Here is a 13161-nt window from a genome sequence, read left to right as displayed (position 1 = left end):
CCGGCAGCTGCTGCGCGAGGCCGCGCTGCTGCGGGCCGAGGGCGTCCGGGTGCGGCTGCTCGCGCCGAACCTGGCCGACCTGGCGGTGATGGGCCCGAACCTGATGGACCCGGCCCGCCGCGGCGAGGTGCTGGAGAGCGCCCTGCGGAGCAGCCGGGAGGCGCTGGGCGCCGGGCGCGGGCCCGGCCCGAGGTGATCACGGGCGGCCCGGCGGCGCTTATTCTTGGGGCGCTGGATGCTGTGCCGTTGGACGACCACCCCGTTGGACGACCGTCCCGCTGGACGAACTCCCTGCTGGACGAACCCCCGCTGGACGAACCGGAGAGTGCCACCGATGCGCGTGTACGTGCCCACCACCCTGACCGGCCTGGCGGCGGCGCACGAGGGCGGCGCCCTGGAGCAGTCCGCCGCGTACGCCGTGACGCCCGCACTGCGCGAGTGGTACGTGAGTGACGACCTGGAGGAGCTGGAGTACGCGGCGTTGAACCGGGCCGCGCAGTCCTCGCTGCGGCTGCTGGCGGCCGACCCCGACTCCCCGCGCCGGCGCGTCGTGGTGGCGCTGGACGTGGCCGACTCGGCGGTGCGGCCCTTCCCCGGCGACGAGTACCAGGACCAGGCCTCGCTCGGCCGGGTGGTGCTGGCCGGCCCGGTGAAGCTGGCGAAGGCCGCCTCGGTGCACGCCGACGTGGCCGATGACGAGGTGGTCGAGGACGTCGCGGCGGCGGTGGCGGCGGTGACCGCGGCCGACGCGGGCGACCAGGACGCCCAGTTCACCGTGGACGGCGCGGAGGACCACGACCTGCTCTGGTACGCGACCCAGGAGATCCCCGCGCTGCTGGCCTGAGACCGCAGTCCGGGCGCGGCCCGGCCCGCCGGGGTGAGGATCGTCCTACCGGCGTGTCGGCCGTTCGGGTTACCGTTTGATCCCGTGCGCACTCACATCGTTTGGGACTGGAACGGCACCCTCTTCCACGACATGGACGCGGTCCTCGGCGCGAGCAACGCCGCGTTCGCGACCATCGGCGTCGGCCCGATGACCATGCAGGAGTACCGGGAGCAGTACGAGATCCCGATCCCCCGCTTCTACGAGCGTCTGCTTGGCCGGATGCCCTCCGAGGAGGAGTGGCTGCGGCTGGACGACGCCTTCCAGGACCGCTACCGCGAGCTCAGCCCGACCTGTGGCCTGACCGAGGGCGTGCCCGAGCTGTTGGCGGGCTGGCGGGAGGCCGGGCACAGCCAGTCGCTGCTGTCGATGTACGTGCACGACAAGCTGGTGCCGCTGGTCGACTCCTTCGGCCTGACCGGCAGCTTCCTGCGGGTGGACGGCCGCAGCGGCCCGTCCGGCGGTCAGAAGGCGGAGCAGCTGACACGGCACCTGGCCGAGCTCGGCGAGTGGGTCGACCCGGCCCGTACGGTGCTGATCGGCGACGCGGCGGACGACGCCCTGGCGGCGCTGCACGCGGGGGCCCACGCGGTGCTGTACACCGGCGGCTCGCACACCCGGGAGAAGCTGGAGCCGGTCGGTGTCCCGGTGGTGGACAGCCTGGCCGAGGCGGTCGAGCTGGCGGGCCGGCTGGCGGGCTGAGCCGGGCCGTCCCGAACGGCGGACGTGGCGGGCGCCACGTCCGCCGTTGGCGTGTCTGGACGGGCGGATCGGTCCGGGCCTGGTCAGGCTGGTGTCGAACCCCAGCCCGAGCCCGAGCCCGAGCCCGAGCCCAACCCGAGCCCGAGCCTGAGCCCAACCCGAGCCCGAGCCCGACACCTCAGCCCGAACCCCAGCCCGCACCCCCCGGCCCGAACCCGAGCCGCCGCCAGGACGGAGCCGCCATGCCCATCGACGCAGTCACCGAGGTGCCGACCCCGGTCAACGAGCCGGTGCGCGGGTACGCGCCCGGCAGCCCGGAGCGGGACCGGCTGGTCCGGCGGCTGGACGAGCTGGCCGCCGAGCAGATCCCGCTGCCGATGACCATCGGCGGCGAGCAGCGCTTCGGCAGCGGCGAGCGGATCGACGTCGTCCAGCCGCACCACCACGCGGCCAAGCTGGGTGTGCTCGGCAACGCCACCCGGGAGGACGCCCGGCTGGCGGTGGACGCGGCGCTGGCGGCCGGGCGGCAGTGGCGCTCGCTCTCCTTCGACGACCGGGCGGCGGTCTTCCTGCGCGCCGCCGACCTGCTGGCCGGGCCGTGGCGGGAGACGCTCAACGCGGCGACGATGCTGGGCCAGTCCAAGACCGCGCAGCAGGCCGAGATCGACTCCGCCTGCGAGCTGATCGACTTCTGGCGGTTCAACGTCGGGTTCGCCCGGCAGGTCCTGGCGGAGCAGCCGATCTCCTCCCCGGGGGTGTGGAACCGGGTCGACCACCGCCCGCTGGAAGGTTTCGTCTACGCGGTCACCCCGTTCAACTTCACCGCGATCGCCGGCAACCTGCCCACCGCCCCTGCGCTGATGGGCAACACCGTGGTCTGGAAGCCCGCGCCGACCCAGACCCTGGCCGCGTACCACCTGATGCGGCTGCTGGAGGCGGCCGGTCTGCCGCCCGGGGTGATCAACCTGGTCACCGGCGACGGCCTTCAGGTCTCCCCGGTGGCGCTCGCCGACCCGGCCTTCGCCGGGCTGCACTTCACCGGCTCGACCGCGACCTTCCAGTCGCTCTGGCAGACGATCGGCGCGAACATCGGCGGCTACCGGACGTACCCGAGGATCGTCGGGGAGACCGGCGGCAAGGACTTCCTGCTGGCCCACCGCTCGGCGGACCCGGAGATCCTGCGGACCGCGATGATCCGCGGGGCCTTCGAGTACCAGGGCCAGAAGTGCTCGGCGCTCTCCCGCGCCTACCTGCCGCGCAGCCTCTGGCTGAAGATCAAGGACGACTTCCTGGCCGAGGTGGACGCCCTGACGGTGGGCGACGTCACCGACCTGTCGAACTTCATGGGCGCCCTGATCGACCAGCGGGCCTTCGAGCGGAACCGGATCGCGATCGAGCGGGCGAAGGCGGATCCGACCGTCGAACTGGTGGCCGGCGGCCAGTACGACGACGCGATCGGCTGGTTCGTCCGGCCGACCGTGCTGGTCTCCTCCGACCACCGGGGCGAGATCTTCCGCACCGAGTACTTCGGCCCGATCCTGGCCGTCCACGTCTACGAGGACTCCCGCTGGGACGACGTGCTCGGCCGGGTCGACTCGGGCGCCCCGTACGGCCTGACCGGCGCGGTGATCGCCCAGGACCGTTACGCCATCGCCCAGGCGGTGGAGGCGCTGCGCTTCACCGCCGGGAACTTCTACATCAACGACAAGCCGACCGGTGCCGTCGTCGGCCAGCAGCCCTTCGGCGGCTCCCGGGCGTCCGGGACCAACGACAAGGCGGGCGCCGCGCAGAACCTGCTGCGCTGGACCTCGGCCCGGGCGATCAAGGAGACCTTCGTCCCGCCGACCCGGCACGGTTACCCGCATATGGGCTGAAAGCGAACATGGCACTCCGGTTTGGACATGGTGTCCAGGACGGACCCGACATCCTGCGGGATTGCGCCTCCCTGTCCCTGTGCACCTTCGATTGATCCGGTTAGGCTGGCTGACGTCGTCGGGTGGCTTGCAGGACGAACGAAACGTCCTACCCGCTGGGAGGGCGTTTCATGCGTGCCATGAGCCCCTTTCAGTCGGACGGTGCGGCAGGATTGCGAGCGACCCGTCGGTGTACACCCACACACCACCGAGTCACGCAACGGCGCGCGACAGGAGCCAAGAAGTCATGCAGACCAAGCTGGACGCAGCCAAGGCCGAACTGCTCAAGAAGGCAGCCGTAGCCGCTGAGAACAGCCAGGTGGGGGGAGCGGCGCCTGGGGAGGGTCTGAGCAACGGCGCTCTGACCGCGTACCTGCACCACTACTACCTGCACACCGCGCCCGAGGACCTGGTCGACCGCGACCCGGTCGACGTGTACGGCGCGGCCGCCTCCCACTACCGCCTGGGCCTCAAGCGCCCCCAGGGCACCGCCGAGGTGCGGGTCCAGACCCCCTCGGTGGAGGAGAACGGCTGGTCCTGCGGCCACACCGTGGTCGAGGTCGTCACCGACGACATGCCCTTCCTGGTCGACTCCGTCACCAACGAGCTGTCCCGCCAGGACCGCGCGATCCACATCGTGATCCACCCCCAGCTGGTCGTCCGCCGTGACATCACCGGCAAGCTGCTGGAGATCCTGGACGTCGACGCCTGCGCCCGCAGCCAGGCCGCCGGCACCGAGTGGCCCGCCGACGCGACTGTCGAGTCGTGGATGCACATCGAGATCGACCGCGAGACCGACCGCGACGACCTCCACAGCATCGAGACCAACCTGCGCCGCGTGCTCGGCGACGTCCGCGAGGTCGTCGAGGACTGGGGCAAGATGCGCGACAGCTCGCTGCGCCTGGCCGACGAGCTGGCCGAGGAGCCCCCGGCCGGCCTGGCCGAGCAGGAGGTCGGCGAGGCCTGGGAGCTGATGCGCTGGCTCGCCGACGACCACTTCACCTTCCTCGGCTACCGCGAGTACGACCTGGTCGAGCACGAGGGCGAAGAGGTCCTCAAGGCCGTCGCCGGGACGGGCCTGGGCATCCTGCGCTCCGACCCGCACAGCCACGACGACCGCCACCACTCGGTCTCCGAGGCCTTCGGCCGGCTCTCCGCCCCGGTCCGCGCCAAGGCCCACGAGAAGAAGCTGCTGGTCCTCACCAAGGCCAACAGCCGCTCCACCGTGCACCGCCCGGCCTACCTGGACTACGTCGGCGTCAAGAAGTTCAACGCCGCCGGCGAGCCGACCGGCGAGCGCCGCTTCCTCGGCCTGTTCTCCTCCGCCGCCTACACCGAGTCGGTCACCCGCATCCCGGTCGTGCGCCGCAAGGTCGAGGAGGTGCTGGACGACTCCGGCTTCTCCAGCGAGAGCCACGACGGCCGCGACCTGCTGCAGATCATGGAGACCTTCCCGCGCGACGAGATCTTCCAGACCTCGGCCGGCGAGCTGCTCTCCATCGCCACCAGCGTGCTCTACCTGCAGGAGCGCCGTAAGCTGCGCCTCTTCCTGCGCCAGGACGAGTACGGGCGCTACTTCTCCGCCTTCATCTACCTGCCGCGCGACCGCTACACCACGCGCATCCGGCTGCTGCTCACCGACATCCTCAAGGAAGAGCTGAACGGCGCCACCATCGACTACACGGTGTACGCCACCGAGTCGGTGCTGACCCGTCTGCACTTCGTGGTCCGGGTCGCCCCGGGCACCGAACTGCCCCGGCTCACCGACTCCGACATCGAGCGGATCGAGAACCGGCTGGCCGAGGCCGCCCGGTTCTGGATGGACGGCTTCCACGACCAGCTGCACACCGAACTGGGCGAGGAGAAGGCCGCCGAGCTCGGCCACAAGTACGCCAACGCCTTCCCCGACGGCTACCGCGCCGACTTCCCGCCGCGCACCGCCGTCTCGGACATCAAGCAGATCGAGGCGCTGCACGGCGAGGGCGACTTCCGCCTGAACCTGTACCAGCCGGTCGGCGCGGGCGACGACGAGCGCCGCTTCAAGATCTACCGGGTCGGCGGCCCGATCTCGCTCAGCGAGGTCCTGCCCGTCCTGCAGCGCCTGGGCGTCGAGGTGCTGGACGAGCACCCGTACGCGCTGCGCCGCTCCGACGGCACCACCGCGTGGGTGTACGACTTCGGCCTGAAGCTGCGCGAGGCCACCGAGCTCACCGACGAGGCCCGCGAGCGCTTCCAGGAGACCTTCGCGGCGACCTGGACCGGCAAGGCCGAGAACGACGGCTTCAACGAGCTGGTCCTCACCGCCGGGCTGAACTGGCGCCAGGCGATGGTGCTGCGCGCGTACGCCAAGTACCTGCGCCAGGCGGGCTCCACGTTCTCCCAGGACTACATGGAGGACGCGCTCCGCAACAACACCCACACCACCCGGCTGCTGGTCAACCTGTTCGAGGCCCGGCTGAGCCCGAGCCACCAGCTGGGCGCCGCCGAGCTGACCGAGGGCATCCTGGAGGAGCTGGCCGGCGCGCTCGACGAGGTCGTCTCGCTGGACGAGGACCGCATCCTGCGCTCCTTCCTGCACCTCATCAAGGCCACCCTGCGGACCAACTTCTTCCAGCACGACGGCACCGGCGAGTGGCACTCCTACGTGTCGATGAAGTTCGACCCGAAGGCCATCCCGGACCTCCCGGCCCCGCGCCCGGCGTTCGAGATCTGGGTCTACTCGCCGCAGGTCGAGGGCGTGCACCTGCGCTTCGGCAAGGTCGCCCGCGGCGGTCTGCGCTGGTCCGACCGGCGCGAGGACTTCCGCACCGAGATCCTCGGCCTGGTCAAGGCCCAGATGGTCAAGAACACCGTCATCGTCCCGGTCGGCGCCAAGGGCGGCTTCGTCGCCAAGCAGCTGCCGGACCCGTCGGTGGACCGCGACGCCTGGCTGGCCGAGGGCATCTCCTCGTACAAGACCTTCATCTCGGCGCTGCTCGACATCACCGACAACCTGGTGGCCGGCGAGGTCGTCCACCCGGCCGACGTGGTCCGCCACGACGAGGACGACACCTACCTGGTCGTCGCCGCCGACAAGGGCACCGCGACCTTCTCCGACATCGCCAACGGCGTCGCGGAGTCGTACGGCTTCTGGCTGGGCGACGCCTTCGCCTCCGGCGGCTCGGCCGGCTACGACCACAAGGGCATGGGCATCACCGCCCGCGGCGCCTGGGAGTCGGTCAAGCGCAACTTCCGCGAACTCGGCGTCGACACCCAGTCCGAGGACTTCACCGTCGTCGGCATCGGCGACATGTCCGGCGACGTCTTCGGCAACGGCATGCTGCTCAGCGAGCACATCCGGCTGGTCGCGGCCTTCGACCACCGCCACATCTTCCTGGACCCGAACCCGGACGCGGCCGTCTCGTACGCCGAGCGCCGCCGGCTGTTCGACCTGCCGCGCAGCTCCTGGGACGACTACGACAAGTCGCTGATCTCGGCCGGCGGCGGGGTCTTCCCGCGCAGTGCCAAGTCGATCCAGGTCAGCGCGTCGGTCCGGGCCGCGCTGGGCATCCAGGAGACCCGCCTGACCCCGGCCGAGCTGATGAAGGCGATCCTCCAGGCGCCGGTCGACCTGTTCTGGAACGGCGGCATCGGCACCTACGTCAAGGCCTCCACCGAGACCAACGCCGAGGTCGGGGACAAGGCCAACGACGCCATCCGGGTCAACGGCGAGCAGGTCCGGGCCCGGGTCATCGGCGAGGGCGGCAACCTCGGCTGCACCCAGCTCGGCCGCATCGAGTACGCGGCCACCGGCGGCCCCGAGCGCACCGGCGGCTGGATCAACACCGACGCCATCGACAACTCGGCGGGTGTGGACACCTCGGACCACGAGGTCAACATCAAGATCCTGCTCAACCAGGTCGTCGCCGAGGGCGACATGACGGTCAAGCAGCGCAACGCCCTGCTCGCCGAGATGACCGACGAGGTCGGCCGCCTGGTGCTGCGCAACAACTACGCGCAGAACGTGGTGCTGGCCAACGCCGTCGCCCAGGCGCACAGCATGGTCAACGTCCACGCGCGGATGATCAACCGCTTCGAGCGGGCCGGCCAGCTCGACCGCGGGCTGGAGTTCCTGCCCGCCGAGCGCCAGATCCGTGAGCGCCAGCAGAGCGGCCGCGGCCTGTCGCAGCCGGAGATGTCCGTCCTGCTCGCCTACACCAAGATCATCCTGGCCGAGGAGCTGCTGGCCACCGACCTGCCGGACGACCCGTACTTCCGCACCGCGCTGCACGAGTACTTCCCGAGCGCGCTGCGGGCGAGGTTCGCCGACGCGATCGACAACCACGCGCTGCGCCGCGAGATCATCACCACGCTGATCGTCAACGACACGATCAACCGCGGTGGTTGCACCTTCGCCTTCCGCCTGAAGGAGGAGACCGGCGCGACCTACGAGGAGATCGCCCGGACGCACACCGCCGCGCGGGCCGTCTTCGGCCTGGAGGAGATCTGGGCCGAGATCGAGGGCCTGGACAACAAGGTCCCGGCCCGGATCCAGACCAAGATGCGGCTGCACTCGCGGCGCCTGGTCGAGCGCGCCACCCGGTGGATGCTCAACAACCGCCGCCAGCCGCTCGACATCGCCGGCACCATCGAGTTCTTCCACGACCGGGTCCACCAGGTCTGGGGCTCGCTGCCCAAGCCGCTGCGCGGCGAGGACCTCGCCTGGTTCGAGAAGATCCAGGGCGAGCTCGCCGCGGCCGGCGTGCCGGACGAGCTGGTCACCCGGATCGCCGGGCTGTCCTCCGTCTTCCCGACCCTGGACATCACCGAGGTCGCGGACCGCTCCGGCAAGGACGTCGCCGAGGTCGCCGAGCTGTACTACGACCTGGGCGACCGCCTGCAGATCTCGCACCTGCTCGACCGCATCATCGACCTGCCCCGCACCGACCGCTGGTCGTCGATGGCCCGGGCCGCGATCCGCGAGGACCTCTTCGCGGCGCACGCGGCGCTGACCGCCGACATCCTGGCCTGCGGCCCCGAGGGCGCCACCCCCGAGGAGCGCTACAACGCCTGGGCGGACCTCAACTCCACCCTGCTGAACCGCGCCAAGGCCACCCTCGACGACATAAGGGGTTCGGACAACTTCGAGCTGTCCAGCCTCTCGGTCGCGATGCGCGTCATCCGCACCCTGCTGCGCACCGGCTCGATGCGCTGACGGACGGCTGTTCGTCAGGCTGTTCATCAGGCTGTTCGTGGGGTTGCTCGAACGGTTTGTTCGGAAGGCAGTTGGAAAGTTGTTCGGAAGGGCCCGCGTCTGAGGATGCGGGCCCTTCCGCGTACCCCCGGAAAACCGATTGTGGGTCGTGGGCGCGCCTTCGGTACGGTGATCGCGAACGAACTTCTGGGGGGAACGACATGGGGAAGAACCGGGGACCGGTCCGCGCGGTGGGCGTGGGCGTCTCGGTGGTGCTGCTGGTCGCCGGAGCGGCGGCCTGCGGCAACGACGACAAGAAGGACGCGAAGGCGGGCGCCACGGCGGCGACCTCGGCCGCGCCCAGCAGCAAGGGGCCGGAGGCCTTCGCGGCGGCCGGCTATCGCGGGCTGAAGCCGCTGATGGCGAAGGACGCAGGGCTGGCCACCGGCGCGCTGGAGGCCGCTCCGGTCTCACTGCTCGACGGCTGCACCGACTTCGTCTACCAGGGCGGCCCCGCGCCCGACAAGACCCGGATGGACGCCGAGGCGGCCACCGAGGCCCGCTACAAGGACCTCAACGCCAAGGCGGACGCGGCGGCGGGCAAGGCACCCGCCCCGGCCGGCACCCTGCCGCCCGGCGCCTCCGCCAAGGACGCCGCCGCTGCCGCGGCCGGCTCGGCCGCCGGGGCCAAGGACTCGGCCGCCACCGCCAAGCTGATGGCCGACGCCACCCAGTCCATCGCGGACATGTGGGTGGCCCGCGAGGCCAGGGACAAGGCGTTCCTGGCCACCGGCCGGGTCTCCTTCGCCGCCACCGGCCTGCGCGAGCTGGTCGCCCCGGCCGAGGCGAAGACCGCCGAGGGCATCGGCGCCGGCTCCACCCTGGACGACCTCCAGCAGGCGTACGGCGCCAAGGGCCTCCAGCTGGCCAAGAGCGGCAAGTACGAGTTGCCGGTCGAGGGGCAGCAGGGCTGGAAGTGGGAGTTCACCGTGGACGGCGGCAAGGTCGCCGGGATGGCCGTGGCGAACCGCGACATCAAGTGCGTCTGACCGGCTGACGGTCCGCCCCGGGCCCCGACGAACCCTCCGGTTCGTCGGGGCCCGCTGGTTTCCGGTACTGGGGAACCCGGTGTGATGAGCGGACAGGTGGGGGTGTGGAACTGTCACAGCGGGGCCGATTGAGGGACAGCGGCCAGGCCAAGCGCGGCGACGTCCTGTCCTTCAGCGCCATCCAGCAGCGGGCGGTGGTGGACCACAAGGGCGACCTCCCCAAGGGCTGACCGGCCTACGCCGTGACGAGTCGCCCCCGCCCGCGCAGCGCCGCGCGGGCGCGGGCCACGCCGCCGGGGGTGGTGGCGGCCCCCGTGCCGACGGCGACGGTTCTGGTGCTGAGGCCCGCGCAGGGGCGGCAGATCCCGGGTTGCGGCACCGGATCGTGGCAGCGCCCGCACTCGGCGTAGGAGGCCGACGGGGCCACCGGCCGTACGGGCGGGAACTTGCGTTGCAGGCGATCGCGGAGGATGGCGGCCGGGGAGTGCATCGGCTGCGGCAGTCCGGGAAGCAGCGCATGGGCCAACTCGGCTTCGCTGCAGCCCTGTTCCAGCCACCGGGCGACGAGGGGAGCCAGCGTCTGCGCCTCGGCCTCGCCGAGGCGCAGACGCGGTTCGGGCCGGACCACCCGGAACAGCGTGGCCACGGCTGCGCGGGTTCGTTCATCCGGGAGGGTGGGTTCTTCTCCCGGGTCCTTTACGGGAGGGGTGACAGCGCGGCCGGATCCCCGGTCACCGGAGGCCGGGCGGGGGACAACCGGTGCCGGCTGCGGGGTGTCGAAGACGTGGGCCTCGGAGCGGACGGTGCCGTCGGCCATCCGTACGGTGTCGACGCGGTAGTACCCGGCGTCCTTCAGCTCCTTGAGTGCGCGGCGGACGGCGCCCCGCCCCTGGATGCTGGCGTCGGCCATCTGCCGGCCGTCCTCGCGCCACCCGTTCGGGCGGGAGAGCAGATCGGCGAGCAGGCCTCGGGCGGTGTAACTGAGCCGACGGTCCTGCAACAGGCCGTTGGGAAGCACGGTGAAAGAGCGCGCATGGGCGCTACGATGAATCTGCATTGGGAGTGGTAGCTCCTGGTGCTGGACCCCGGGGTGTTCCACCACCGCCGGGGTCTTCTATGTTCTGTTGATGATGCGGAAAGTAGCACATCAACTACGCGGAGTGCCAAGCGTCCGCGAAATCCGCAGCTGGTCGGACCCGGCGGCCGGTCGCCATGGGGCGGGCGCGGTCCAGGAGTTCGCGCACGTGGGGGTTACGGCAGTGCGGCTCGGTCGCGGAGAGCATCGCGCGGAAGCGGCCGTCAGCCCGGCCGGACTGGACGGCCGGGCCGACTTCCTGCGCAGAACAGGAGGCGGGGCCCGGTTCTGGTTCGGGCGGCCCGGCTGTGATCGGCCGGGCCGCCCGTTCTCGTCCATTCCTGACTGCTCCGCAGTGCGACGGGGTGGCGCTCAGCGGGCGGCGGCGCGTTGGAGGGCGCTGGCGAGGAGGGCGAGGTCGGTGGGGCCGTTGCCGAGTTCGCGGACCGGGCGACGGGCGGGTGGGGCGCCGAGTTGGAGGGGGTCTATCGCGACCACGGTGGGGCGCAGGGTGGCGGTGCGGGGGATGCGGCCGCTGATCCGGGCGGTCTGGAAGGCGGTGACGCCGCCGTCCGGCCGGCGCAGGTAGCCACGGCCGGGGGTGTCCTCGGGGAGGGCGGCCGCGTCGCCGAGGTGGATCAGCAGGTCGGAGTCGGCCGGGTCGTCGGTGCGCAGGGCGATCCGCAGCAGGGCGGCCTCGTCCACCTCGGTGCCGGCGCTCTCCTCCGGACGGCCGGTGGCGACCGCGAGGTGGACGCCGAGCGGGCCGCCGCGTCGGGCGACGGCGGCGAGCGCGCGGGCCAGCGGGCGGCCGACCGGGGAGGTGGGGGAGAGCAGGGCGTCGTAGTCGTCGACGACGACGACCAGCCGGGCCGGGACGGGGCCCGGGGCGGCGGGCGTGGGGCGGGGGCCCTCGGCGCTGCGTGGCGGGATGATCCGGGGCACCCCCGCCGGCCCGGCGCCCACGGTGGCGGGCACCGGGACGGGGTTGCGGCCGTCGAGGCCCTGCCGGTCCAGGCCGTGCCCGTCCAAGCTGTGCCCGTCCAAGATGCGGGTGGCGTGCCAGGAGGCGAAGTCCAGCCCGTCGAACAGCCGCTCGCGCAGGGCGAGTTCGTCCTCCAGAGCCTCGGCCGCGAGGAGCGCGGCGCGTGGGTCGGCGGCGGCGTTCACCCGGCCGGTGACGTGCGGCAGTTCGGTGCAGCCGTCCAGGCCGTCCTGGCCGTCGCCGGTCGCCCGGCCCTCGATGATGGTGACGGCGAGGCGCTCGGGCCGTTCCGAGACGGCGAGCGAGGCGACCAGGGTGCGCAGCAGTTCGGTCTTGCCGGAGCCGCGGGCGCCGCCGATCAGCAGGTGCGGGCCGCCCGGGTCGGGGGAGGGCAGGGTGAGTTCGGGGTCGGCCAGGTCGAGGGTGCACAGCTCGTCCCGGGTGGTGCCGAGCAGCGCGGTGGCGGCGCCGATGCCGCCCGCGTGGGCGGCCCAGCGGGCGGACAGCTTGGCCGGGGTGACGGTGTCGAGCTGGAGCAGGTCGAGCAGTCGCAGCGCGTCCGGCAGCGGGCCGCGGGAGGCAGGCGCGGCCTCGCGCAGCGGGGCGAGGACGCGGGCCAGCCGTTCGGCCCAGGCGTCGGAGACGGCGTCCAGCGAGACTTCGTGCAGGGTCTCCCGGCCGCGGGCGACCGGGCGGTCCAGGGAGAGCTGGGTGCCGACCTCGCCGGTGATCAGGCCGGTGGCGCCGAGGCCCCGGGGGAGCAGTTCGGGCTGTTCGGCGAGGCAGATCGGGAAGATGCCGACCGCCGGGCCCTGGCGGAGCAGCAGGTCGAGGGCCTGCCGGGCGGCCTCGGTGGCTGGGCGGCCGTCCACCACGACCACGGTGGCGGGGTGCCCGCCGAGGCCGCTGGGGCCGCTGAGCCGGGCGGTGAGTTCGGTGAGCCGGGCGGTGGCCTGGTCGTCGTCGAGGCCGAGGAGGAGTCGGCAGTCCTGGCCGTCGACGGGGCGCAGGTGGGGCAGCCACAGGGCCCAGGCCCAGGTGTCGACGCGTTCCTCGGGGCTGCGGGCCGGGTCGGCGTCGACCACGACCAGGCTCAGTCCGGTCGGCGGGTGGAGCGCGGCGAGCTGGGCGACGACGGCGCGGGTGAGCGCGTCGAGGCGTTCGCGCGGGCCGCTGAGGCCGAGGCTGCCGGCGGTCTGGAGGTCGAGGGTGACGGGGACGGCGGACAGCATGGTGCCGGGGGTGGTGCCGGCGCCGCCGGGGCGGTCGGCGGTGCCCAGGCGCAGGGTGAGCGCGTCGGGGTGGCCGGGGCCGCGTTCCCACAGTCGGGGGCCGGGGCCGACGGCGTTGAGCAGCACGGTGGCGAGGTCGGGCCAGCGTT

Annotated in this window: 8 protein-coding genes and 1 pseudogene; 7 read left to right on the top strand and 2 right to left on the bottom strand. The window is 72.4% G+C overall.

What is annotated here, in order from left to right:
- From BG452_RS18340 to BG452_RS47135, 7 genes and pseudogenes are all read left to right on the top strand, one after another.
- A pseudogene (locus tag BG452_RS18340) lies at positions 1-196 on the top strand (patatin); the annotation flags it as partial.
- A 138-nt stretch (positions 197-334) separates the two neighbouring features.
- On the top strand, positions 335-844 hold the full coding sequence (locus BG452_RS18335; protein WP_188305400.1) for a DUF6912 family protein: 510 nt from the start codon (positions 335-337) through the stop codon (positions 842-844).
- Between the two features lie 84 nt (positions 845-928).
- Positions 929-1585 carry an HAD family hydrolase gene (locus BG452_RS18330; protein ID WP_188305399.1) on the top strand — a complete coding sequence of 219 codons (657 nt, stop codon included), beginning with the start codon at positions 929-931 and terminating at the stop codon, positions 1583-1585.
- 248 nt (positions 1586-1833) lie between these two features.
- The gene (gene pruA, locus BG452_RS18325; protein ID WP_188305401.1) at positions 1834-3459 is read left to right on the top strand and encodes an L-glutamate gamma-semialdehyde dehydrogenase; all 1626 of its coding nucleotides are present in this window, start codon (positions 1834-1836) and stop codon (positions 3457-3459) included.
- 286 nt (positions 3460-3745) lie between these two features.
- Complete coding sequence (locus BG452_RS18320) at positions 3746-8692, top strand: NAD-glutamate dehydrogenase (protein WP_188305398.1); 4947 nt, start codon at positions 3746-3748, stop codon at positions 8690-8692.
- Positions 8693-8892: 200 nt separating this feature from the next.
- On the top strand, positions 8893-9720 hold the full coding sequence (locus BG452_RS18315) for a hypothetical protein (RefSeq protein WP_188305397.1): 828 nt from the start codon (positions 8893-8895) through the stop codon (positions 9718-9720).
- Positions 9721-9824: 104 nt separating this feature from the next.
- Entirely contained in the window at positions 9825-9950 is a 126-nt protein-coding gene (locus BG452_RS47135; RefSeq protein WP_262986022.1) for a hypothetical protein, read from the top strand.
- Between the two features lie 5 nt (positions 9951-9955).
- Here BG452_RS47135 and BG452_RS18310 read toward each other — a convergent pair whose 3' ends face one another.
- Positions 9956-10777, bottom strand: coding sequence for a hypothetical protein (locus BG452_RS18310; RefSeq protein ID WP_188305396.1), 822 nt, complete (start codon positions 10775-10777; stop codon positions 9956-9958).
- A 390-nt stretch (positions 10778-11167) separates the two neighbouring features.
- A partial coding sequence (locus BG452_RS47130) for an FtsK/SpoIIIE domain-containing protein (protein ID WP_262986021.1) occupies positions 11168-13161 on the bottom strand: 1994 nt, incomplete at its 5' end.

The sequence above is a fragment of the Streptomyces sp. CBMA123 genome (assembly GCF_014596465.1).
In the GTDB taxonomy this organism is placed as follows: Bacteria; Actinomycetota; Actinomycetes; order Streptomycetales; family Streptomycetaceae; genus Kitasatospora.
This window is presented reverse-complemented; position numbering and strand designations above follow the sequence as displayed.